The organism is Methanolinea mesophila (genome assembly GCF_017873855.1).
GTDB lineage: Archaea > Halobacteriota > Methanomicrobia > Methanomicrobiales > Methanospirillaceae > Methanolinea_B > Methanolinea_B mesophila.
Map to the genome: position 1 here is coordinate 1,898,982 of NZ_JAGGKR010000001.1, position 23,099 is coordinate 1,922,080.

Consider the following 23,099-nt stretch of genomic DNA (forward strand, 5'->3'; position numbering starts at 1 on the left):
GGCATGAAAAAAACGACTGCAGCTGCGATGGTCTGGATATCAGCGGGGACAGCATTCGCCGCATGGATCCTCTCGTTCCTGGAGATAATACCTCTGTGGGTATACGAAGCGGTCCTGGTGGCAGCCGTCCCCCTGTTCGTCCTTTCACTCGGGCTGTGGTGGATGGCACGGGAGAACGAGCCTGATATTCCGTTCATAGGGTACTAGCATGATTCCGTATCTCGTGTTTGCCATATTCTTCGGCCTGCTCCTGCTCGGCCTACACCGTAAGGTTATCGCCCGGATCCAGCAGCGCCCCGGCCCCCCGGTATGGCAGGAGATCCTCCACATGCTCAAGTTCTCTTTCAAGAGCACATGGATTCCCCGGACCGCGAGCGATACCCTGTTCGTTGCGGTGGTGCTGATCGCGATAGGGATATGGACGGCGGCGTTCTTCGTGGTGCTCGCCGGCGGGAGCCTCCTCATTCTCTTCGGGATCTATATGCTCCACAAGATCGTGGAGCACGGGTTCGGGCTCTCCTCGGGATCGCCGTACGGGAAGTTCGGAGGGGTACGCTCGGTCATCTCTGCGGCCTCGGAGATTCCCCTCTTTGTCTCGGTTGCCGGGATCGCACTCTTCACAAAGTCTCTCGACATAGCTGATATCATCGATTACCAGGCGGTGCACGGGCCCCTCCTCTGGGTGGTCCCGCTCTCCGCGGTGGCCATGTACCTGGTCATCCTCTCCAAAATGCCGTTCGGGCCGTTCTCGATCGTGGAAAGCAAGGAACTGGTCTCGGGATACAAGACGGAACACTTCGGGGTATGGCGGGCAGGACTTGAGGTATGCAACGGGTTGAAGACCTACGTGCTCCTGATGGCGTTCGTGATAATCTTTATCGGCGGCCTTCCGATCTGGTGGCTGCTCCTCGCAATGGTGGTGCTGATTATAACCTACTCGTTTGTCTGTGCCCTGACTCCCATGCTCGCCCCGTTTGACAGCGTGTCCATCCAGACCCTGATCACCGTGGTGATGCTCGGGTATGTAGCCTGGCTGGGGTGGTTCGCATGATCCGGGAGATAATCCTTGCCGGCGGGGCGTTTTACCTGCTGATCAACATCGTCCAACTGGTGCAGAACCAGTCGGTGGGAGGGGAAGGCCTGGCGGTCGGGGTGATCTACCTGATCGGCGTAGGGGCATTCTGGTCAAGAGAGGAAGAACCCCTGAAAAAATGGGAATACCTGGTGATATGGGTGGCCGTCCTGCTGTTCGTGGTATATGGGGCGCTTCATTACGGGGGGATGGTATGACCGCGTATCTCTATGAAAAAGACCTCGTGGGGATGAAATATTCCATCCTCATCAGCTGCAGGCACGACGCGATGGTACGGGCGATAGCCCTTGATCTTGGCGTGGGGGTCCAGCAGTTGCGGAAGCACCTGATCGAACATTTCGACATGATACTCCTGGAGAACCTGCCCGCCCGGTACGAGGCCGGGAAGAAGGATCCGGATGACGACGACGAGGAGGCAAAAATGCTGGGAAGAGCGCTCTATACAAAGTACATCCCCCTGTTTTCCGGGAACGAGATCAATCGCGCCCTCGACAGGATCGATACCTGGATATCGGAGGGAATACCGGCGGACGAGGCGGTAATGAAGGGAAAGAAATTCCTCGGCACGGTGATCACAGGATGAGCCTCCTGCAGTCGATAAAGAACTATGTCCGGTCCCGGTCGATCCACGTGAGCTACGTCGATGTCGGATCCTGCAACGGGTGCGATATCGAGGTGCTCGCCTGTCTCTCACCCCGCTACGATATCGAGCAGTACGGGATATACGTCCACAACAACCCCCGGGAAGCGGACATTCTGCTGGTTATCGGCGCATACACCCCCGGATGGGAGGAGAAGCTCGCGACGCTCTGGGAGAAGATTCCCGAGCCCAAGGCCGCGATCGCAATAGGGAACTGCCCGATATCGGGCTGCCTGTTCAACCGTCCCCACACGTATATCGACCCTCCCGTGGCAAAGCACATTCCCATCGCCGCAGAGGTGCCGGGGTGTCCGCCCCGCCCGACCGAGATCCTGGCCGCGGTGCTTGCGGTCGCACCCATCGTGTTCCGTGATTTCGAGGTGAAGCGATGAAAAAGACCGTGGACGTATCCATCCCCATGGGGCCCATCCACCCCTGCTTCAAGGAACCCGCCCGGATCAAGTGCCAGACCTCCGGGGAGCGGGTGCTGTCCGCCGAGATGGAACTGGGTTACATGAAGAAAGGGATCGAGCGGATCATGAAAGGCCGGCCCTGGCAGGAAGTGATGTTCCTTGCAGAACGGGTCTGCGGTATCTGTTCCGTGATCCACAACATGGTCTTCATCGAGGCGCTGGAGAAGATCAGCGCGATAGAAGTTCCTGAACGAGCGGCCTTGCTCCGGGTGATCGTAAACGAACTCGACCGGATACAGAGCCATACCCTGGCGAACTTTTCCTACTGCTATACCATCGAACACGAAACCCTGGCGATGTACCTCCTGGATGTCCGGGAGAAGGTCATGGACATGCTGGAACTGATCACCGGGGCCCGGGTGACCTGTGCCTACATAGTCCCGGGAGGGGTTAGGTTCGATCTCAGGCCTGAAGATGCCCGGCGCCTCTCCGCAACTATCGACCGTATCGAGGCGGATGTCACCCGGTTCATGAAGATGTTCGAGGGTGGCCCTATGATCGCGACAAGGAGCAGGGGAGTGGGCATCCTGACCAGAGAAGTGGCGATCGAGGCGCATGTGGTAGGGCCGACCGCCCGTGGGAGCAATATGCCGGAGATAGACCTGAGGCTTCGCCATCCCACCTACCGGGCGCTGGAGTTCTCCCCCGAATACCGGGAAGAAGGGGACAATTATGCCCGGATCATGGTGAGGTTCCAGGAGGTGTTCCAGAGTATCCGGCTCATCCGCAGGTGCCTTGAGCGGCTCGACCCCGGCCCTGTCCGGGGAGGAGGGATACCCGGGGCCGGGGAGATTGCCTACGCAGGGGAGGCGCCCAGGGGAGAGCTCTCCTACTTCTTAAAGACCGATGCCGCGGGAAGAGTGCTGGACATCTCCATCCAGACGCCTTCCATCATGAACATCGAGGCCTGCTGCCACTACCTTATCGTGGACGTGACGTCGCTCGCCGACGTCACCTCGACCTTTGTCAGCGTGGACCCCTGCATCGCCTGCACGGAGCGTTGACATGCCGTTCTCACTGGTCTACTACCTCTCGCATTTCGCCCGCATAGAATGGGTAAAGAATTTTTTTGCAGCAAAGACCGCTCCGCTGGAGACTCCTCCGTATTTCCGCGGGTTTCCGGAACTCACCGGGGAGCTCTGCCAGCACTCGCTCTTCTGCATGATGGCGTGCCCCGCACCCGGCGCCATCGACGTGGTCCATTCGGGGAAGAAGTGGGAGCCCCGCATCCACAAGGGGCACTGCATCCGTTGCGGGCTGTGCGTGGAGGCCTGCCCTCACGGCGTGCTGAGGAGCGGCAGGATACTGGACACGATCCACCGGGAACATACCACCCTTTCGTTCTCCTTCCGGATAGACATCGACCCTGACAAGTGCATGGGGTGCGGGAACTGTGCAGTGGCCTGCCCGGTGAACAAGGTGATCGACGCCCAGATGTCCCATGGGGGAAAGGCTTCCACCGATCAGCTCCTGCTCCGTGTAAACGCGGGGAAGAGCGAGGTCCTGCACATGGAGAAATGCACCGGCTGCAAGACCTGCGAGAACCACTGCCCGAACGAAGCGATCAGGGTATCGCGCCTGCTCGAAGCGGTCCAGAACCCGGAGGCCCCATGAAATTCCTCTTAAACACGGGCCGGACGATTCGCCAGGGCTCGTTCGTTGAGCGGAAGAACAGCCCGGCCTACAGGAACGAAGCGTCTTCCTGCAGGATGAACCCGGTGGACATGATGGAACTTGGTATCGAGGAAGGCGCCAACGTCATGGTGACCGGACCGGCGGGAACTGTCGTCATGAGGGGGGTGCCTGAACCGGGACTCCGGAAGGGCGAGGTCTTCGTCTGCCTCGGGCCCTTCGCAAACCACATCATAAGTACCGAGACGCATGGGACCGGGATGCCCGATTTTAAGACCACGGTGGTCGAGATAGTCCCCACCGACGAAAGGATCGCCGAGATATGGGAGCTGATGGAGTCCTGCGGAGGGTGGCGCTATGAAGGTTGAGGACGTGATCTGTCCGTTCTGCGGGTGCCTCTGCGACGACCTGGTGGTGGAGGTGGAGGGAGAACGTGTGATTGGCGTCGAGAACGGCTGCACCCTCGCCCAGGAGAAGTTCATGGGAGACCACCGGCTCGGACACCCTATCCGGAGGACAGGAAAGGAATGGACGCCCGTTTCGTACGACGAGGCGATCGAGACTGCGGCGCGGGTGCTCCTTGAAGCCGACCGCCCTCTTCTCTACGGCTGGAGCGGGACGCAGGGAGAGGCGCAAAGCGTCGGGGTTCACCTGGCGGAACTCCTGGGGGCGGTGATCGACAATACCTCGACCGTTTGCCACGGCCCATCCATCATGGCCATCCAGGAGGTGGGCCACCCGGGCTGCACCCTGGGACAGGTGAAGAACCGGGCGGATCTCCTCATCTACTGGGGGTGCAATCCTATCGACGCCCACCCCCGTCATATGAGCCGGTATACCACCTACGCAGATGGTTTCTTCCTCAAGGACGCCTTCCGTGACCGCAAGGTGATCGTGGTCGACATCCGGGAGACGGAGTCCTCGAATATCGCGGATGAATTCATACGGATTGACCCGGGCGGAGATTACGAGGTACTCTCCGCACTCAGGGCAATCGTGAGGGGCAAGGGGGCGCTCGTCCCTGCATCGGTCTCGGGAGTTTCACGGGAACAACTCTTCAGGGTCGCGGACCTGTGTAAAGCGGCAAGGTTCGGCGCGATATTCTTCGGGCTCGGCCTGACAATGTCCCCGGGCAAACAGAAGAACATCAGGAACGCGATCGAGCTTACCGAGGAACTGAACCGGCACACGAAGTTCACCATCTCCCCCATGCGGGGTCACTGGAACGTCTATGGTTCGAACGAAGTATTCACCTGGATATCCGGCTACCCCTACGCGGTCGATTTCGCCCGGGGAATCGCCTTTTACAACCCCGGCGAGACCACTGCGGTGGATATCCTGAAGCGGGGGGAGTGCGACGCCTGCCTGGTCGTCGCGAGTGATCCCGGCGCACATTTTCCCCGTGATTGTTGCGCTCATCTCGCCTCTATCCCGACCATCCAGATCGATCCCCACGTAAACGCGACCACTCACTTAAGCCACCTCCAGATCCCGGTTGCGGTCACCGGAATAGATGCGGAGGGGACTGCATATCGGATGGACGGGGTACCCATCCGGACGAGATCGCTTTTCCCGAGCAGGTACCCCACCGATACCGAAATCCTGGAGCGTATCTACGCCATCGTGGCGCGGGAGAAAGGACCATGACCGAACTTCTCATCAGGAACGCCTACGTCATAGACCCGATAAACGATATCCGGGGAGAGATCATGGATATCCCCATCCGGGAAGGAAAGATCGTGGAAGAGGTCTCGGACCGGGCCCCGGTGATTGACGCGGAGGGGTATCTCACCCTTCCCGGGGGCATCGACTCCCATTCGCATGTTTGCGGGACGAAGGTGAACTTCGGCCGGTACATGAGCCCGGAGGATATGAGGGCAGGAAGGACCGCACGGAAAGGCCGGATGCACGTGACTTCCGGGTACAGCGTGCCCACGACGTTCGGAAATTCCTACCGGTACAGTGCGATGGGATATACCATGGTCCTCGAGGGAGCCATGGCCCCGCTGGAAGCCCGGCACACCCACGAGGAGTTCACCGCCACTCCCCACCAGGACATGATGGCCAACACCCTCTTTGACGGGAACTGGTCGATTATGGAAGCGGTCCTCGACAAGGACGTGAAACGGGCGGCTGCGGTGGTTGCCTGGATCCTGAATGCGGTCAAGGGGTTTGCGATCAAGCTTACCAACCCCGGCGGGACCGAGGCCTGGGGGTGGGGAGAGGACCTCGCGGGGATCCACGACGAAGTCCCCCACTTCGGGGTCACCCCCGCGGAGATCATCGGGACGATGATCCGGGCGAATGAACTGTTACACCTTCCCCACTCGGTACACCTCCACTGCAACAATCTCGGGGTGCCGGGGAATCACCGGACGACCCTGGAAACCATCGCGCTTGCCCCGGACCTCAACCCGAAGCGGCAGAGCCTGTACCTGACCCATGTGCAGTTCCATTCCTATGGGGGGACCACATGGAGGGACATCGACTCGCGGAGCGAGGAGGTCACGAAGGCGGTGAACGCCAAACCGCAGGTGGTCATGGACATGGGGCAGATCATGTTCGGCAGGACCACCACCATGACCGCGGACGGGCCCATGGAGTTCAAGCTCTACATGCTCCACCACAACAAGTGGAGCAACCACGATGTGGAGCTGGAGACCGGGTCAGGGATCATCCCTGTGTACTACACCAGGAAGAGCCTGGTGAACTGCATCATGTGGGCCATAGGGCTCGAACTGGCCCTCCTCACGAAAAATCCGTGGCAGTGCATTCTCGCCACGGATAATCCGAACGGGGCGCCGTTCGTTAAATATCCCGAAATCATCGCCCTGCTGATGAGTAAAAAATTCCGCGAGCAGGAAGGTGCCCTGCTCGATCCGAGGACCGAGCATCATGTCCCCCTCTTCGCGATAGACCGGGAACTCGACTGGTACGAGATCGCGGTAATGACCCGGGCGGCACAGGCGAAAGCCCTGGGAATCCAGGACCTGGGCAGAGGGCATCTCGCTCCCGGCGCACTCGCTGATGTGGCGATATATCCCATGAAGACAGACCAGCTCGATCCGGCCACCCAGTTTCAGCAGGTGATCGCAGGGTTTGCGAGGACCCGCTACACCATCAAGCGGGGCAGGGTCGTTGCGCGGGACGGCGAGGTGGTGGTGGACGGGGCGAACAGTACTATCTGGGTAAGGCCGAAAGTCCCTCCCGAATACGACCTTTCCCGCGATCCAGAGTTTGTGAAAAAATTCGAGCAGTACTATACGGTCCGGATGCGAAACTACCCCGTGCAGGATACATATCTCCCCCGTGGGATCTGCATCGAGACCGAGGCGGACTTATGAGGGTCACGCTTGAAACAAAACCGAGGAAAAAGCCGAAAATCCCTATCGAAGCCGAGAATATAATCCCCCAGAACTTCCTTCGCGGGATGGACATTACGGTCTACGAAGGGAACAAGGAGCGCCGACTGGAAGATCTCTTCTATATTGCAGTGGAAGGTCCTGCTGTCTCTCCAGACCAGGTCGAGGTCATCCTCAAAGGTGATACCGGGGTGATCAAAAGGGTGGGAGAATACATGAATGCAGGAAGAATCGTGGTGGAAGGCGATATCGGAATGCATTGCGGGAATTTCATGAGCGCAGGAGAGATCCTGATCCGGGGGAATGCGGAATCGTGGCTCGGGCGCGAGATGAGGGGTGGAACGATCCGGTGCCTGGGCAATACCGGACATTATTGCGCTGCCGGGTACCGGGGAGAGAAACGAGGCATGCGCGGTGGAAAGGTTGAGGTAATGGGAAATGCCGGGGACTATGCCGCCGAGTATCTCTCCGGGGGAGAAGTAATCATCCGGGGCTCCACGGGAGATATGCCCGGGATCGAGATGCGGGGGGGCACCCTGGTTATCGGGGGAACCTGCACCCGTCCCGGAGCCAACATGACCGGGGGGACCTGCATTGTCCTGGGAAATGCAGCCCGAATCATTCCCACGTTCGCCGCTGCAGGTATCCGGGAACTGACGTGGGAAGACAGGAGCTACGCGGTGCAGGTCTATAACGGCGACATGGCGAACCGCGGTGGGAAAGGGACCCTTTTGGTGAGACGTGAGTGAAGCCAAAAAATTTCGCATTTCCCGGGTAATGAGGCCCCGGGACCGGTTAGAAGAGGGAATTATTCCGTTGATCGTCCGTTCATCTTACTTTTATCGTGAATTTGAGATAAAAATTCGGATCGACCCTGAATAAATTATTTCAGGCTGGAGGATGCACCTCATACTATTGAACCGGCCCGGAGACGCAGTTTCCGCACCATACGCCCGGGGTACAATGACTTTTAACGGGCTTGATCCTGTAAATCGGAAAAAATTAGCGAGTAACGTATGATCTCGGTACTACTGGTTGATGATGAGCCTGCGATCCTTGACGTTGCCCAGATCTTTCTGGAGCGGGGCGGCGGCATAAGGGTCAGCCTTTCCGAATCAGGCACGAAAGCACTGGAAATGTGTGCCCTTCACCCCTACGATATCATCGTCTCTGACTATGAGATGCCAGGGATGAACGGGATCGACCTGCTCAAGGAAGTGAAGTCCCGGAATCCCGATACCCCGTTCATTATCTTCACCGGGAGAGGGAGGGAACACGTGGCAATCGAAGCCCTGAACCTCGGCGCTTCGTTCTATCTCCAGAAAGGGGGCGACCCGAAATCCCAGTTCGCCGAGCTCCGGAACATGATAGACCAGGCGGTCCGGCATAACAAGGCCGAAGAGGAGGTCCGATTGAACGAATCCCGCCTCGCCGCGATTATCGACCTCCACCAGATGCACGGTGCAGCCATGAAGGAGATCTGCGACTACGCACTTGAGAAGGCCATCGAGCTCACCAGGAGCAGTATCGGGTACCTTGCCTTCGTGGAGGAGGCGACCTCGATGCTCACAATGTATGCCTGGTCGCGACAGGCGCTTACCGAGTGCCTGATTGGGGAGAAACCCCTGCTCTATCCGCTTGAGTCAACCGGATTGTGGGGAGAAGCGGTGAGGCAGCGCCGGCCGGTGATCACCAACGACTATGCGGCGGAAAACCCGGCAAATAAGGGATACCCGGAAGGACACGTCCACATCTCCCGGCATATGAACGTGCCAATCTTCGAGGGCAACCGGATCATGATGCTTGCCGGGGTGGGTAACAAGGAGACCGAGTATGACGAGTCCGATATACGCCAGGTGACGCTCCTTATGGGAGGATTGTGGCAGATCCTGAAACGGAAACGGGCCGAAGAAGAACTCAGGGAGAGCGAGAAGAGGCTCCGGTCGTATTTCGACCTTCCCATGGTAGGTATGGCGATCATCTCTCCCGGGATGCGCTGGGTGCAGGTGAACGATACGCTCTGTGGGATGCTCGGGTATCCGGCAGATGAGATGGTGGGCAGGACGTGGGCGGAATTCACCCCGGAAGAAGACGAGGAGAAGGAATTAAACAGTTATTCTGACGTTATCCAGGGATCGAGGTCTGCGGCAGTGTTTGAAAAGAGATACCGGAGAAAGGACGGTTCCCTGATCTCGGTCCGAATCTCGAGCATGCCCGTCCGGAACGAAAACGGCTCTATAGATTATTTTGTTGCCTTCTTCCAGGATATCACTCCCCTCGAAAGAACACGGCAGGAACTTACGATCTCGAACGAACGGGTGACCGCCGTTCTGGGGGAACTTAATGCCGCCCGTTCTGCCCTCGCAGAACAATGCGAGAGGCTCCTCCGCGAGGAATCCCTCCTGCACGAGAGTGAGGCAAAATACAACTCCCTGGTGGAAAAGATCGGTTCCGGCAATTTCGATGAGAATATTCCGGCGGATCCGATCGTTTCGGTTGAGGCGACATCCCCCTCAGCAGGACCGGGTCAGGGAACTGCTCCGGATGACCCTTCACGGGACCCGGCCTGCATCGCAGACCGGAAATTCACCCTGCTGGACACGATTACCCGGCACGATACGAATAACAAACTCGCCGTCGTTTCAGGGTACATCGAACTCATGAAGGAATCTTCCGATGACCCCGCGATCCATTCCTACCTCCGCAGGCAGGAACGGGCGGTGGAAGCAATCCAGCATATCCTGACCTTTACCAAAGCCTACCGTGACCTTGGAATGAAGGAGCCGTCCTGGCAGGATGTGGCAGGGGCCGTCCGGAACTCGGCAGGGCTCCTGGAATTACAATCGGTTACCATCTACATGGATCTTGCCGGACTGTTCGTTCGTGCGGATCCGCTCTTCGAGAAGGTATTTTATAATCTTATCGAGAATGCACTTCAATACGGAAAAAAAATCACCAAAATAGAGATATCGGCAATTGCAACCGACGAAGGACTTATAATAATAATCGAGGATGACGGGACCGGTATTCCCAATGACCAGAAAGAGAGAATTTTCGAGCCTGGTGTGGGTGAAAATACAGGATACGGACTTTTCCTGGTCCGTGAGATCCTCTCGATGACAGAGTTTTCGATCCGGGAAAACGGGCATCCGGGTGAAGGCGCCCGGTTCGAGATCGTCATCCCCCACGGGTCGTACCGGTTTGAATAGCTCGCGTATCCGAGGGTTGAGCGGTGCGACGAGGGCGGAGTCGCGCAGATCTGTACGCCACTCTGTGAGATAGTTTAATGAGAACCTGTTACTATTTTCGACTACCATGAAGGAGATACTTTCAGGACTGAAGCGAGAGGACGGGATCCACGTGATGTGGCAGTCGGGTACCGAATCGAAGACCCTGTTTTTCAGCTATTCGGAACTCATCGACATGAAGATAAATGCCCTTGACCTGCTCGACAATCCAAAAAACTATGCACTCGACGTGGACGGACGCAGGATAGTCTCGAAGGTATGAAATCCGTCTGATTATCCGGCGGGATACCGGAACGGACGTTTTTTTGGGTAGGGCTATGCGGGGACCTCACGGGACCCCCGGTTTCTCCGGGGTCGCACCGGGTCGGGAAAATTCACCGCAGCGTTCTGTTATGCGAAGACCGCCCCGATCCCATTTCAGGGAAAAAGGTGCTTATTTCCTGAATTCCAGCACCTGGTCGTAAATTTTGTAGGTATTACCGTCTTTCATGACCGCCCAGACCTCCACCCGGTCCTTGCCGGTGGAACCAAGCACATCGACGGAATCACCAATGTTCGGTTCGCTTAGTGCCGCAGTACCTACCGTGCCGTCCGACCTGGTGACCTTCACCTCGAGCCCCGAGAGAAGGTTGATCCCGGTCCCTCCCCGGTACACCACGGTAATTACGGGATCGAAGGAGAGCGTCCCCCGGCTTACTTCGATGAGCACGCTCTGTCCTGCGGGGACTACGTCGGTCGGTTCGGTGGTCAGCGTGACCGCCGGGGTGGGGGGAAGCGGGGTCGGAGTCGGAGTGGGCGTGGACGTCTGGGGAGGTGCCTGGGTACACCCTGCCCCCAGAAGTGCGAGGACGATCAATCCTGTCAGGATTAGTACACCGCGTTTCATGGGAGGTGAATAGGGACTTCTTGAATATACTTTTAACGGCCCCTGGAGTTCGATGCTCTACCACGCAGGTGTAATCCGGGTATGAATGGCGGGGAGAAAAAAGACGCTCATGTCCCTGATCCATATCTCGGATGTACGCCGGAACCGGCAATAGACTCCTCAGACTTCTTCGACGTCTTCGGACTGGCATGAGGGGCACATCGGCCGTTTTCCCACGCCCTTGAACTTCTCTCCGCATTCCCGGCACTTGTAGTTCTTTCCCTTTACCCTCTCCGGAGGGATATCGATATCTACCGGGCCACCAACGGTGCACATGTCGTACTCACCTCTATTCATCGTTTCGGGTTACCATGCCATAAGTGTATCCACCCGGTCCGGGCTTCATGTCTTTCCGGACGATCTTCCCAAAATAACCAGTCCGATGGAGAGAATGGCCAGTATCCAGGGTATAGGTGCGGTTGTAGGAGAAGGAGAGGTGACGGGACTCGTGGCCGGCGGGGATGGGGTGACGGGCGTTGTTCCCGATATCGACGTGCCTGTGGTGACGATCGGTTCGAGAGACGCAGAATACGTGGCCGTCTGCCCTGCTGCAACGCTGACATCTCCCTCTGCGGACTGATATCCCTGGAGTTCGAGCAGGACCCGGTATTCCCCGGGAGCGAGATCGGTGGCTGTCAACGGGGTGTTTCCCACGTACCTCCCGTTGAGGCTCACCTGTGCATCAACCGGTGAGGACGAGATCGCAAGACTTCCTGTGGTGACCGCCTTTTTGAGTGCGATCTGGATATCGGAGTACTTCACACCCGAGAGGTCGTTCGCCGCGGCAGGCGCCGTCGCGACATACACCGTGTAGATGCCTTCGGCGAGTCCTCCGGTAACTCTCCCTGTGTTCCACGAAAACACCCATGTATCATCGTTTACCGGGACCTGGGTGAAGGTTGAAGGGTCACCGGTAATCACCGCGGCATTGCTGTTATCCATCCTGGCTCCGTTTGCGGGGACCCCGGGGCCGGTCATGTACATGTACACGGTATCGACCAGCAATGCAGTTCCGTTCAGGGGGATGGTGTCTCCGATGGTCGCGTAGAGGTCTGCCGCGGAGGCCGGAACCACGAACCCCCCGGATATCAGTGCACAGACGAAGATCAGTGAAATACCAATCCTGGCCGTAATGTCGCACGATTTCATAGTCTCCTCTTGTACCCCCGGGGGATAAACCTATTTCCGGGTGGATAACTGGTCTGGGAATAGTTCTCCCGGATGCCCGCGGATAGTTGAAGAAAATGAATCTGTGGTATATGATCGTGTAGACCGGACCTATACCTGTACAATATCCTCGGAGAAAAAAAAGTCCGGGGTTACCGGGTTATAGAACTTACCAGTATCCCGTCCGCGTTATACAGGCGGGCGGTATCTCCGCGGTCATTCCACATCTCGTCTGGCCAGTATAACCTCGTGGAGCTGGGACTTCCGGTCTGGTTGGAATATATCGTGAGCGTTGAAAACGGCAGCAGTTCGAACCGGAAGCCGTTTTCCCATTCGATGAAAGTGATACAGCGCCCGGCCCTGTCGCAGAGCCTCCAGCCTGTCAGATCGATACGCTCATGCCCGTTATTCCGGATCCTGACATATTCCTGCGCCAGGCTAAGGTCGGTCAGGACGACATCTCCGGAGGGGACGGAGGTCTCCGCCGGGGAGGGGGACACCGTGGGTGCCGTGGTGGGGATGCTTCCGGGGACGGGGATCGTCCAGGTCGGGAAAGGTCTTGGAGTGGGAGGTGTCTGCAGGGGAGTGACCGTCGGGGTCGGATAGGGCGATGGGAGGATAAAGCCGCTTCCATCCCGTTTAATCAGAGAATAAAATGCCGAATAATTCATCTCCGGCCTTTGCGGCAGCGGGGGGCGGGGGAACTTTTCTCCTCCCGGGAACCAGTAGGTGCCGTTCGAAGGAGTAGGTGACGGGGTTACCGGTCCGAAGATCCAGTCGGTTCCGGTGAGGGACGGAGATCCCGCTCCTGCGAAGAGGGTGTTCCATCCTGTGGATGCACCTGCGGTCTCGCCAATAGTATCCGCGGTGACGACCTCTGCGGCCGGGCAGAGGGAAAAAACCATCAGGGCGAGTACCAGGAGAATTTTATCCTTCATCGAAGGCCCTCACCATAACCGTCCGGTGGAGGAGGGAAGCGAAAAGGTCGGCATCGGTCTCGGCGTGGGGATCGTCCAGGTGGGCATCGGCCTCTCTGTCGGACGGGTCCATGTGGGAACGACCTTGGGAGTAGGATAGGGCGATGGGAGGATAAAGCCGCTTCCATCCCGTTTAATCAAAGAATAAAATGCCGAATAATTCATATCCGGTCTCTTCGGCAGAGGGGTGCGGTTAAACTTTTCGCCGGCCGGGAACCAGAATGAGCCGTTCGCCGGGGTCGGAGAGGGGGTTACCGGTCCGAAGATCCAGTCCGTTCCGGAGAGCAGGGAAGAACCCTGGTTCATGGAGTAGCTATTCCAATCCGCCACAGCGCCCGCACCCTGATCCAGGGTGTCGGCGGTGACGACCTGGACCAGGGGGACGAGAGAAAATGCCGCCAGGGCGAGGATCAGGAGCAGTTTATCTTTCATCATTGTACCGCTAGAGTATACCCGTTTCAGGGTTTAAAAAATCACCGGATAGCCCGGGTTCAATGACCCCTGCCCTCCTTTCGAACCGGGAGCCGGCCCGGATAACACTTGGAGCCGCCATCTTCCACGGAGCTGGCGGTGGTTCCTGAACTGTTACAATAGAAAACCAGTAGGCCCACAAAGTGTGATATGCGGTATTTATGGGTCTATATTTCGGATATGGTTCCCCTTCCCCGGCACATCCCCCGGATCCTGCCGGGGCATGGAAGGGCTTTGCCGTGTCCCTGATCGTTTCATACCTACTACGGCGGTATCGTACCTCTGGTCTCTTGCGGCATAGATCAGGGTGAAGTACATTCCCTGTAAAATTCTCCGTATGGAATCGAGCAAATCCCCCTGTTGATCGGGATTCCCTGTCCCCAGGAGTCATGCCCTGATAATTTTAGCCATGACCTTGCCCGCTATCCCCTGTTCCAGCATGATGGCGTTGTCGGTGCACATCTCGTGACAGCAATAACATCTGATGCACCGAGAGAGATCGATCACCGCCCCCCCGCGCTCTATCCGAATGGCCCCGGCAGGACAAATGGCAGCACATTTTCCGCAGCAGGTGCACCGGTGCCGGACCGTACGCGGTCTCATGGCATACACCCTCCCCAGCGTGTAAAGGGCCCTCAAAAACCTCTTTTCCCGGATTCCTTTCCCTTCCCCCCGGTATGTGGACGGCTTTTTGAAATTCCTGACCTTGACATGTTCCAGCGGTTCCCCGAGCACGGCGATATCAGCCCCCTTTTCATCCAACCAGCCCCGCGCAACTGCAGCACGGATAACCGGGACATCCAGAGGCTCCATTCCCAGCACACGGCACAGTACGTAGTCAACAGCAACCGCGTTGGTCCCGGCAAGGATCACCCCTACCTGGCGGGGGTCCCCTCCCGTCGGGCCGTCCCCCTCCATCCCGACCACCGCATCGACGATATGAAGGGCCGGGCGGAGAAGTGCGTGAAGGTCAAGCAGCATTCCGGCGAACCGCTCCGGTTCGGGGAAACGTGCGTGGAAGACCGGTTTTTCCAGGCCCGGAATCACGCCGAAAAGGTTTTTTGTCGCCCCGGTGAGCAGGGTGAGGATATGCCCCTTTGCCTTGGACACCGAAACGATAGTATCGGCCCCGAGTACAGGGTCTATGAGGGGAAACTGCTTCACGACCTCCCCGTCGGGATGGGACCTGACCGAATAACCCGGGGAGAAATTGAGGGTGAATCCCAGTTCCTCTGCGACGCGGGCGTAACCCGCTGCATCGTATGCGTGACGCAGGTTTCCGGAGGTATATCGTATCCCGCCACCCGGGCTGTCGGCCAGGGTGACCGTGGCCCCCGCCTGTATAAGCAGGAGTGCTACGGCCCTGATCACCTCCGGGTGGGTTGCAACGGCTCGCTCGGGGGGCAATCCCTGGAGCAGGTTCGGTTTTAGCATTACCTGCGACCCTGCGGGAATGAACCGGCCGATCCCCCCGAGGAGGTCGACAGCCCGCCGGACCGCTTCAGTTACCTCCCCGGGTCGGTAGAGGGGGCAGGAAACGATGCTCACCCGATGAAGGGGGGTGTCACCGGTTGAACATGGATATCCGGATTCATCACTCGGAGGGAGCACAATTCCCCTCCCCCGGGGTAATCAGGCAGCCTCCCGTAAAATAAGCGAGGGGCACGGCCCACAGCGGGTTGGCGACAAGGAAATAGATATCAACCGTCTGCAGTATCATCCTGCTGGCGGGGGTGTCGTTTCCAAACGCGGCCATGAATGCAACGAATAGCAGGACCCCCGAGATAACGAGGTAAATGAGCACGCCGATAATTCCCCCCCGCAGGTTTGAAAGTGCATGGGTTACACAGGAGTGCATGAGGTTCCTATTGATCCGTGGGTACGATCGGTGATTAGCGTTATCCCTCAGACATCCCGCAGGAGCGGCGGTACTGCACCCTGCAGCGCATAGGGAGCAGAGATTTGATAACAGAGTACATAGGTAATCTCTTTTCATGCGAGGTTTATTTCTGCTCGGTCTTCTTGGGATTGGAATGGTATTTTTTGCAGGATGCACCTCCCCGTCCATCCCGGGCGGTGGCATGGTTCAGGAGGAGTTCCACGGGGCATACGATCTCCCCCCCGGTGCCACCCTGGAAGTGCATAATCTCAACGGAAATATCGCGATCTCGGGATCCCCCGACAGGACCCTGGTGGTGGATGCGGTGAAAAGCAGCCTGTACGGGCAGGGCGAGCTCGACAGGGCAACCATCGAGGTGCAAAACGGCACCGAATCGTCTGTGATCACGAGATTTTCACCCCCGGGTGCGAGAGTGTCCGTATCCTACCGGATCCTCGTCCCCACCACAGTGTCCGTGGTAAAGGTGGATACGACCAATGGGAATATCGACGCGTCGGGTGTCACGGGAGACGGAACGGTGGGGTCTACAAACGGATACCTGTACCTCTCGGACTGGAACGGGACAGTACGCGGGAGCACCACCAACGGCAGAATTGTGATCAATAACGTGGGGAAAATCGCGTTCCTGCACACGACCAACGGACCGATCAGCGGAACTTTGGGTGATATGAGCGGAGAACCGGTCTTGATCTCCACCACCAACGGTGCGGTGAGCCTCAGACTGGAGAAGGACCTTACATCTCCGCTCTCCATCAGTTCCTCGAACTCCCCGGTCACTATCGTGATACCTGAAATATTCAATGCCAATGTCGACCTCTCAACCACGAACGGGCAGATCCTCTTCGAAGGTGTTACCCTCTCGGGGGTATCCGGCCTGGGCAGTCATATGACCGGAGTCCTCGGAAGCGGGGGGCCGAAACTGGCCGTAAGTACCACGAACGGGAATATCATCCTACGGTCGGCCTGAAGCGGTGTATACCATGCAGCACAACTACCACGATGAAGAAGGCCGCCGCCGCTGGCAGAACCCGGAAGAACTGCTCGTAAGGATCGGCCTCGAAGAAGGGGATACGTTCATGGATGTGGGATGCGGCGAGGGATTCTTCGCAATCCCGGCCGCACGGATAGTCGGCCGAAAGGGGAAGGTATTCGGTATCGATGTAAACCGGTCTGCCCTGGACCGCCTGGAGGCCCGGGCACGCTCATCCGGCCTGGACAATATAACCGTCCTTGAAGGTGAAGGAGAAGAGGTCGTACCCTGCGCAGGATGCGCAGATTTCGTGTTCTTCGGAATAGACCTCCATGACTTCAGGGATCCCGGGACAGTGATCCGGAATGCGGGAACGATGCTTATCCCGGGCAAAGGACGCCTGGTCGATCTGGACTGGAAGAAAGTGCAGATGTCGTTCGGCCCTCCGTACAAGATCCGGCTCTCCCCCGAACAGGCGAAATCCCTGATCACCGAACAGGGGTTTGATATTATGTCCTGTGAGGATAGTGGCCCCTGGCATTACCTGATCATTGCCCGGCTTCCCTAGTGCCTGAATTCGTTCCGCCACATTTTTCTTCGCACTTACCGGGTGTTACCGAAAGGGTCTCTCCCGAATAGCGGTGAAGCCATCTCTGCCTGGACAGGTCGAAAATCCAGGTCCGGAAAGTTCCTTTCAGGCTTACATTCGATGCGTTCGCCGTAAGTACGAGCGGCGCTATCCCCGCGTCGCCGATCAGGGCCTGCCAGATATCTTCAACCCTCGCCTGATAATAGAGCCCGAGGATAACCGAAATATGGAGGTAACCCGGGTCCGGGTGGCGGTCCTGCCATTTGTGGGTTACCGTCAGGCCCGAGAGTTCGCGGACAATCGCACAATAAAAATCCGCAAATCCCGGCGAAGCGATCACGTCGTGAGCGATGACCTCGGAAAGTCCGCGGCTTTTCAACCTTTTCCAGCCGGAAATAGCGAATTCGAGGGAATCGTGGCCTTTCGCCGCGGCGGCGATCCCTGCCCGGACGCGGCCCGGCGAAACACCGGCCCTGAGCGTAAAGGGCCCGTAAAGGGTTATGTGAGGCGTTCCTACCACCTTTGATCCAAGCCCGAAACGTATTCCGACCTCCCTTGCGGTGGTGCAGAGCTGCGGCCACCAGGGCGTCTCCCTGAGATCGAGGGAGACGGTATACCTGTCACCCGCCGGATTGGTTTTTCTCCCTGCACGGCCTGCATTACGCATGGTCCGGGTCAAAGTTCAGGGACGCGGAGTTCATGCAGAACCGCTGGTGGGTCGGCGGAGGCCCGTCGTCGAAGACGTGTCCGAGGTGTGCTCCGCACCGGGCACACAAGACCTCGGTCCTTGTCATAAAAAGGCTGGTATCCGGCGCCGTACGGATGTTATGTCCGTCGATGGGGGCCCAGAAACTTGGCCATCCAGTCCCCGATTCGAACTTGGTATCGGACCTGAAGAGCGCGGTCCCGCAGCATATACACCGGTAGATCCCTTTTCCATGGAAGTTATGATATTTACCGGTAAATGGCGGTTCGGTCCCTTTTTTTCGTGCGACCCGGTAGGATTCCTCAGTGAGTACCGCCCGCCACTCTTCATCGGTTTTTACGATCCGGGGAACTTCTTCGAATTTCTCTCCTCGAGGTTCGAAAATTAACACCTTATCTGTTCCAGACTGGGGCATACGTACACCTCTGATGATCACTACAGGAGATCTCTTCTATATGAAATAGCTCTTCAGCCCCGGGTGTGCGATGAAAAAACCCTGTTATTTTATGCACCGGGGTGAAGATGATGTACTGGAGGATCGGTGCATCAATGGAACGGGAAACCGAGCGGATCAAAGGAGTCCTTGTGATCAGGTGCAGGGGGAGACTGGACGCATTCGGGGCCGAAAAACTTGAGGAGACCCTGAAGAGTTCACTTCAGGACGACGATACTTCGGTGGTTATCGATCTGGGAGAGGTCCCCTACCTGAGCAGCGGGGGGATCAGGATCCTGCTCGAATACAGGAAAAAACTCAAAGAAAGAGGTGGGATCCTCGCCCTTGCGAGGGTCGGGCAGTACCCCCGCCAGGTTTTGGATATGGCAGGATTTTCCTCGGTGTTCTCCCTTTACCCCACCCTGGAAGAAGCCGTGGCCTCCGCCAGGAAGACCACGGACCGCGACGACCTGCTGATGGAACTGATGAACCCGGCCTCCGTCCGCGGAGACCTGAAACTGAGTATCGAGCCTGGGAAGCCGAACGTCGCCGGGTTAAGGGTTGTGGGCCATATCGATGATGTCCTCCGGGCAAAAATCAGAAAAGAAGACATTCATATCCTGAGTTTCTCCGAATCCGAGTATTCGCTGGGACTGGGAGCCCTGGGTGCCACGGTCGACGATGCACTCCCCCTCCTGGGCGAGATGATCACCCTTCACGGGACGATGGTCTGGCTCCCGACAGACGGGAATAATACTCCGGACTTCTTCACTCCTGTGCAGGATACGGGAAATGTAAGGCTTTATTCGGGTTTTTCGGTGATTCTGAACGGGCAGTTCCACGAGGTTATCACGATTGAGACCGATCGGGAGGAAGGGGTCTCGATCCACGAGGTGTATCGCGAGTTATTTGAATTTGCCAGGGAACGAAAGAAGAGGGATACAGGGGTGATCGCCCTGGTGATCTGGGGTGTTCTCGCGGGGATGCAGAGTTCCGGGGTAAAGAAGGCACCGCTCGCCTCGGCGGGTTTCCCTGACGGCCATACCATCGACGAACCGGGCTTTGCGCCGGAATGGATGGACCATGATACAATTCCCAGGTGCCAGGGTGATACTCTGGTCAGTTTCGGGTTTGGCATAGACCAGGAGGCGGACCTGTCCTCATTCGACCCCCGGGCAGTTCTCGCACTCTCCCCGGTAAGGTATAGCGGGGAGCGAAGGGAGCGTCTGGCACTTCACAACCACGGGGTAGTCTTCCGGGATATTCCCTGGGATCCGAATGCACACCTGGGAAACCAGGTGAAGAAGATCGTGAGAGAAGGAAAATTCGTTGATATGCGGCACCTCCTGGAATCTACCCGTCTCCGGAGGATGAAGGCGGGCATCGCCTACATTTCCAATATCTCCCTGGAATGAATGAACCCTGGAAGGCCAGGGAATTCCTCCATGCCCGCTGCGAGTGGGGAGAGTGGTCAGGCCCAGACGCAGCCGCATCTCGCTGCATTCTCGGCACATGGCGGTGACGTCACCCTAACAGAAAGAAAAAGAATCGACGACCCGGGCAATCGGACAACCGGCGAAAAAATTATATTTAAGTGGCTGCTCCCGCATTTGCGATCTTTTGTTTAACCACGCCGATGACCCGGTTCAGGTGGATCTTCATCTCCTCGATGACCGCCATCTGGTCGTTGGTCGGGGTATAGGTAATCGAATCAAGTCCGGTCTGTGCGGCTTCGAACGAGGCGAGTGCTGAGTTGAAATCATTATTTTCGGCACTCTTGGCACCATCGCGCAGGTCGGTGGCCACGTCGTTCAGCTTCGAGAGAAATCCAAGGTAAGAACTCTGGAGCCGTGTATTTGCGGGATCCTGGAAGTTTGAGTACATCGACAAATTCCTGCTGTCATTGGTGATGGCATTCGCGAGATCGCCCGACTTGGAGGAGAGTGCCGACCACGTGGGAGAAACCACGGATACCCCCTGGATCTTTGCCAGCGCAATGTCGACCTTCCCCGAGAGATCCGTGATTCTCGGCCTTGATGCCTGATAGACCAGCAGGAAATCGGCATCCTGGTAGGCAGGAGTGGGTGTTACTATCGTCGTCTGGACCTCGGTCTGGGGGGCAGAGGGTGTAGGGGTGGGGGTAGGCGTGGAATAGCCCGGCACCCCGGTACAGCCACAGAATGCCAGCAGGATGATGAGCAGGCACGCACAGGCGCCAGCGGGTATGATCCGTATCATAAAAGAGTGAAGAATGTTGCAACGCTTAAATCTTTCCCCGAAAGGGCAAACAAAATGCCGCTGAATGGGAAATTTATCGATATTTCCGGTTCGTATTAAGCCGCGGGGAAGACAGACAGGTAGGCATGGGGGACCGGGGTCCCCTTTGAGCCGCGTGAGAGGGTTACCCGCATGAAGAGCAGATGCACCGGCGTAGCCGCTGATGGCAGGGAGGATCGTACTTCCGGTCAGCATGCGATACCCGTTCACGATCGGAAGTCCGGTGGCCCGGTGCGCCGCAAGTATTAATTGCGGTTCTTCTCTAGGAGATAATCGATGAATATCCCGTCGCGGGTGAACAGATGAAAGAGAACGTACTGATCGCGCTTGGAGGGAATGCGATCCTTAAACACAGGGAAGAAGGGACCGCTGCAGAACAGTTTGAAAATGTCCGGGTGACCTGCCGTCATCTTGCGGAGATGGTCCGGGAAGGATACCGCGTTGCAGTCACTCACGGAAACGGACCCCAGGTCGGGGATATTCTCCTCGCCTACGAACTTGCGAAGGGAACGCTCCCTCCGATGCCGCTCGACGTCTGCGGAGCGCAGTCCCAGGGAATGATCGGGTATATGCTCCAGCATAGTCTGCAGAACGAACTCCATTCCCGGGATCTTCATATTCCGGTGGCAACGATTCTGACCCGGACGCAGGTAGACCGGGATGACCCGGCCTTTATCAGTCCGTCAAAGCCAATAGGACCTTTTTATACTGCAATGGAGGCCAAAAGGCTTCGTGAAGAGAATGGGTGGGCGATCGGGAATGACAGCGGCAGAGGATTCCGGCGACTGGTCCCTTCACCAGAACCGGTCAGGATCCTCGAGGAGAAGGCGATAAAGGAGATTTACGATGAAGGAATCATCGTGATTGCGTGCGGGGGCGGGGGAATCCCGGTGATGGACTCAGGAAAAGGGGAATACATCGGTGTCGAGGCGGTGATCGATAAGGATCACGTCGCTGCCCTCATGGGGAATCTCATCGGGGCGGACACACTCCTTATCCTGACCGACGTCCCCTGTGTGTATCTTCATTATGGAAAACCGGACCAGGTAAGTCTTGGCCGTTTGACCCCTCATGAGGCCCGGAAATATTTGCATGAGGGACAGTTTCCATCGGGAAGCATGGGACCGAAGATCGAGTCTGCGCTCCGGTTTATCGCGGGAGGGGGGAAACGGGTGATAATCTCATCGCTCGAATCGGCTTCGCGGGCAATGAAGGAGGACGCCGGTACCGTGATATCAGGGGAAGATAACTAGAACGTCTCTTTATATCATCCTGGCGCCCCAGAGGGTATGTTCGAACCTCTGGGCCTTCTCCGCGCCCCTGGTGCAGAAGTGATTGTATTTCAGGCCAAGTTGAGCGAAAACCGGGCATTTTGGGCAGATACATTCTTTTTCAGTATCGATGCACATGAAACTCTTTCCATTGGAGCAGAAGAGTATCTCTTTCGCCTCATTCGCGCAGCGGTTATACGTCGGGCAACCGGGGCAGTTACACGTCCTCTTCAGTTCCCCGATCTTCGCGGCCAGCTGGTCGGGGGGCATCTTCATCATCGCATGCATTATCTCTTCAAACCTGTCCATCCTGTCTTCACCCTGCCGAGTAATACCGCCAGTGGATATTTAGAGTTATCTCAGATTTCCCGAACATTACAAGATGGATCATTATCCGGAAATTATTTGAAAATTCGAAAAATGCGGCAGTGGAGATTCCCGGTTTTGGGCAGGAAAACATCTTTATCTGGAAAGACCGTGGAATGGAGTTGTATGAGGCCCGAAGATCCGGAAAAGAGATCCGGAATACCCCCTCCCCCCCATCAGGGGCCGGGATATCACCGGTGCAAATGCACCCGATGTGGGTTTGAAATGAAGCAGCCGCCGGAATCGCCCTGTTATCTTGTCCGCTGCCCCCGGTGCGAAGGCCCGATGGTCGACGGGTAAACCAGACCGTACACGCCCCCGGCAGGTCCACGGATCAGCCCTGATCGCCGGATGTCGCGGACCTGAACTCGATGCCGGAGGCTTTAAATTCCGTAAAATCAGGAGAAGGCCAGGGCCGAGACTCGAACCCGGGTCGGGGGATCCACAGTCCCCTAGGATAACCAACTACCCCACCCTGGCAGATGTACCCTTTTTCATTTGACCCGTACATTCATTAATATATCTGCATTGTACGGATCCCGGGGAGATTATTAAGACCATATCCTGCAAATAGATAGCAGAAATGGCGAATCGGATCG

General features: G+C 57.4%; 28 protein-coding genes and 1 tRNA gene. 17 read left to right on the plus strand and 12 right to left on the minus strand.

The window, feature by feature from the left end; translation table 11 throughout:
* Nucleotides 1-3 precede the first annotated feature (3 nt).
* The 13 genes from J2741_RS08945 to J2741_RS09005 all read left to right on the plus strand — a co-directional run bounded on the left by J2741_RS08945 (nt 4) and on the right by J2741_RS09005 (nt 10,710).
* Complete coding sequence (locus tag J2741_RS08945) at nt 4-207, plus strand: hypothetical protein (RefSeq protein ID WP_209674931.1); 204 nt, start codon at nt 4-6, stop codon at nt 205-207.
* A 1-nt stretch (nt 208) separates the two neighbouring features.
* Nucleotides 209-1,051 (plus strand): respiratory chain complex I subunit 1 family protein, encoded by an 843-nt coding sequence (locus tag J2741_RS08950; protein WP_209674932.1) that lies wholly within the window; start codon nt 209-211, stop codon nt 1,049-1,051.
* Nucleotides 1,048-1,290 (plus strand): hypothetical protein, encoded by a 243-nt coding sequence (locus J2741_RS08955; protein ID WP_209674933.1) that lies wholly within the window; start codon nt 1,048-1,050, stop codon nt 1,288-1,290. Before J2741_RS08950 ends, J2741_RS08955 begins: the two co-directional genes overlap by 4 nt.
* The gene (locus tag J2741_RS08960; RefSeq protein ID WP_209674934.1) at nt 1,287-1,676 is read left to right on the plus strand and encodes a DUF1959 domain-containing protein; all 390 of its coding nucleotides are present in this window, start codon (nt 1,287-1,289) and stop codon (nt 1,674-1,676) included. Before J2741_RS08955 ends, J2741_RS08960 begins: the two co-directional genes overlap by 4 nt.
* Nucleotides 1,673-2,125 carry an NADH-quinone oxidoreductase subunit B family protein gene (locus J2741_RS08965; protein WP_209674935.1) on the plus strand — a complete coding sequence of 151 codons (453 nt, stop codon included), beginning with the start codon at nt 1,673-1,675 and terminating at the stop codon, nt 2,123-2,125. The genes J2741_RS08960 and J2741_RS08965 overlap by 4 nt, the downstream gene beginning before the upstream one ends.
* Nucleotides 2,122-3,210, plus strand: coding sequence for a hydrogenase large subunit (locus J2741_RS08970; RefSeq protein WP_209674936.1), 1,089 nt, complete (start codon nt 2,122-2,124; stop codon nt 3,208-3,210). The genes J2741_RS08965 and J2741_RS08970 overlap by 4 nt, the downstream gene beginning before the upstream one ends.
* 1 nt (nt 3,211) lies before the next feature.
* The gene (locus J2741_RS08975) at nt 3,212-3,820 is read left to right on the plus strand and encodes a 4Fe-4S binding protein (protein ID WP_209674937.1); all 609 of its coding nucleotides are present in this window, start codon (nt 3,212-3,214) and stop codon (nt 3,818-3,820) included.
* Nucleotides 3,817-4,206 (plus strand): molybdopterin dinucleotide binding domain-containing protein, encoded by a 390-nt coding sequence (locus J2741_RS08980; protein ID WP_209674938.1) that lies wholly within the window; start codon nt 3,817-3,819, stop codon nt 4,204-4,206. The genes J2741_RS08975 and J2741_RS08980 overlap by 4 nt, the downstream gene beginning before the upstream one ends.
* On the plus strand, nt 4,196-5,485 hold the full coding sequence (locus J2741_RS08985) for a formylmethanofuran dehydrogenase subunit B (RefSeq protein WP_209674939.1): 1,290 nt from the start codon (nt 4,196-4,198) through the stop codon (nt 5,483-5,485). Before J2741_RS08980 ends, J2741_RS08985 begins: the two co-directional genes overlap by 11 nt.
* On the plus strand, nt 5,482-7,182 hold the full coding sequence (locus J2741_RS08990; protein ID WP_209674940.1) for a formylmethanofuran dehydrogenase subunit A: 1,701 nt from the start codon (nt 5,482-5,484) through the stop codon (nt 7,180-7,182). Before J2741_RS08985 ends, J2741_RS08990 begins: the two co-directional genes overlap by 4 nt.
* Nucleotides 7,179-7,949, plus strand: a complete 771-nt coding sequence (locus J2741_RS08995) for a formylmethanofuran dehydrogenase subunit C (protein WP_209674941.1) — start codon at nt 7,179-7,181, stop codon at nt 7,947-7,949. The genes J2741_RS08990 and J2741_RS08995 overlap by 4 nt, the downstream gene beginning before the upstream one ends.
* Before the next feature lie 267 nt (nt 7,950-8,216).
* Entirely contained in the window at nt 8,217-10,409 is a 2,193-nt protein-coding gene (locus J2741_RS09000; protein WP_209674942.1) for a hybrid sensor histidine kinase/response regulator, read from the plus strand.
* A gap of 106 nt (nt 10,410-10,515) precedes the next feature.
* Nucleotides 10,516-10,710, plus strand: a complete 195-nt coding sequence (locus J2741_RS09005) for a hypothetical protein (protein WP_209674943.1) — start codon at nt 10,516-10,518, stop codon at nt 10,708-10,710.
* Nucleotides 10,711-10,881: 171 nt separating this feature from the next.
* Here the strand turns inward: J2741_RS09005 and J2741_RS09010 are convergent, their stop codons facing one another.
* The 7 genes from J2741_RS09010 to J2741_RS09040 all read right to left on the minus strand — a co-directional run bounded on the left by J2741_RS09010 (nt 10,882) and on the right by J2741_RS09040 (nt 15,846).
* A complete protein-coding gene (locus tag J2741_RS09010; protein WP_209674944.1) occupies nt 10,882-11,334 on the minus strand; it encodes a hypothetical protein in 453 nt (150 codons plus the stop codon).
* Between the two features lie 159 nt (nt 11,335-11,493).
* The gene (locus tag J2741_RS09015; RefSeq protein WP_209675688.1) at nt 11,494-11,670 is read right to left on the minus strand and encodes a hypothetical protein; all 177 of its coding nucleotides are present in this window, start codon (nt 11,668-11,670) and stop codon (nt 11,494-11,496) included.
* A gap of 45 nt (nt 11,671-11,715) precedes the next feature.
* Nucleotides 11,716-12,522 carry a PEGA domain-containing protein gene (locus J2741_RS09020; RefSeq protein WP_209674945.1) on the minus strand — a complete coding sequence of 269 codons (807 nt, stop codon included), beginning with the start codon at nt 12,520-12,522 and terminating at the stop codon, nt 11,716-11,718.
* Nucleotides 12,523-12,692: 170 nt separating this feature from the next.
* Entirely contained in the window at nt 12,693-13,478 is a 786-nt protein-coding gene (locus J2741_RS09025) for a lamin tail domain-containing protein (RefSeq protein ID WP_209674946.1), read from the minus strand.
* Between the two features lie 9 nt (nt 13,479-13,487).
* Entirely contained in the window at nt 13,488-13,952 is a 465-nt protein-coding gene (locus tag J2741_RS09030) for a hypothetical protein (RefSeq protein WP_209674947.1), read from the minus strand.
* A 423-nt stretch (nt 13,953-14,375) separates the two neighbouring features.
* Complete coding sequence (locus J2741_RS09035; protein WP_209674948.1) at nt 14,376-15,536, minus strand: DUF362 domain-containing protein; 1,161 nt, start codon at nt 15,534-15,536, stop codon at nt 14,376-14,378.
* 46 nt (nt 15,537-15,582) lie between these two features.
* Complete coding sequence (locus J2741_RS09040; RefSeq protein WP_209674949.1) at nt 15,583-15,846, minus strand: hypothetical protein; 264 nt, start codon at nt 15,844-15,846, stop codon at nt 15,583-15,585.
* Nucleotides 15,847-15,982: 136 nt separating this feature from the next.
* On the opposite strand from J2741_RS09040, the gene J2741_RS09045 reads away from it, so the two are divergent.
* Nucleotides 15,983-16,855 (plus strand): DUF4097 family beta strand repeat-containing protein, encoded by an 873-nt coding sequence (locus J2741_RS09045; RefSeq protein ID WP_209674950.1) that lies wholly within the window; start codon nt 15,983-15,985, stop codon nt 16,853-16,855.
* Nucleotides 16,856-16,868: 13 nt separating this feature from the next.
* Nucleotides 16,869-17,426, plus strand: coding sequence for a class I SAM-dependent methyltransferase (locus J2741_RS09050; protein WP_209674951.1), 558 nt, complete (start codon nt 16,869-16,871; stop codon nt 17,424-17,426).
* Here the strand turns inward: J2741_RS09050 and J2741_RS09055 are convergent.
* Together J2741_RS09055 and msrB are read right to left on the minus strand one after the other, a co-directional pair.
* Nucleotides 17,407-18,114 (minus strand): hypothetical protein, encoded by a 708-nt coding sequence (locus J2741_RS09055; protein WP_209674952.1) that lies wholly within the window; start codon nt 18,112-18,114, stop codon nt 17,407-17,409. The two genes, J2741_RS09050 and J2741_RS09055, sit on opposite strands and share 20 nt — an antisense overlap.
* Nucleotides 18,107-18,568, minus strand: a complete 462-nt coding sequence (gene msrB, locus J2741_RS09060) for a peptide-methionine (R)-S-oxide reductase MsrB (RefSeq protein ID WP_209674953.1) — start codon at nt 18,566-18,568, stop codon at nt 18,107-18,109. Before msrB ends, J2741_RS09055 begins: the two co-directional genes overlap by 8 nt.
* A 107-nt stretch (nt 18,569-18,675) precedes the next feature.
* On the opposite strand from msrB, the gene J2741_RS09065 reads away from it, so the two are divergent.
* The gene (locus J2741_RS09065) at nt 18,676-20,001 is read left to right on the plus strand and encodes an STAS domain-containing protein (RefSeq protein ID WP_245249470.1); all 1,326 of its coding nucleotides are present in this window, start codon (nt 18,676-18,678) and stop codon (nt 19,999-20,001) included.
* 175 nt (nt 20,002-20,176) lie between these two features.
* On the opposite strand, the gene J2741_RS09070 is transcribed toward J2741_RS09065, so the two are convergent.
* A complete protein-coding gene (locus J2741_RS09070) occupies nt 20,177-20,824 on the minus strand; it encodes a hypothetical protein (protein ID WP_209674954.1) in 648 nt (215 codons plus the stop codon).
* Between the two features lie 341 nt (nt 20,825-21,165).
* Between J2741_RS09070 and arcC the strand changes: the two genes are divergently transcribed.
* Nucleotides 21,166-22,116, plus strand: coding sequence for a carbamate kinase (arcC, locus tag J2741_RS09075; protein WP_209674955.1), 951 nt, complete (start codon nt 21,166-21,168; stop codon nt 22,114-22,116).
* A gap of 9 nt (nt 22,117-22,125) precedes the next feature.
* On the opposite strand, the gene J2741_RS09080 is transcribed toward arcC, so the two are convergent.
* Both J2741_RS09080 and J2741_RS09085 read right to left on the minus strand, forming a co-directional pair.
* Nucleotides 22,126-22,443 carry a DUF2769 domain-containing protein gene (locus tag J2741_RS09080; protein ID WP_209674956.1) on the minus strand — a complete coding sequence of 106 codons (318 nt, stop codon included), beginning with the start codon at nt 22,441-22,443 and terminating at the stop codon, nt 22,126-22,128.
* 464 nt (nt 22,444-22,907) lie between these two features.
* A tRNA-His gene (locus J2741_RS09085) sits at nt 22,908-22,980 on the minus strand.
* Nucleotides 22,981-23,099: the final 119 nt, after the last annotated feature.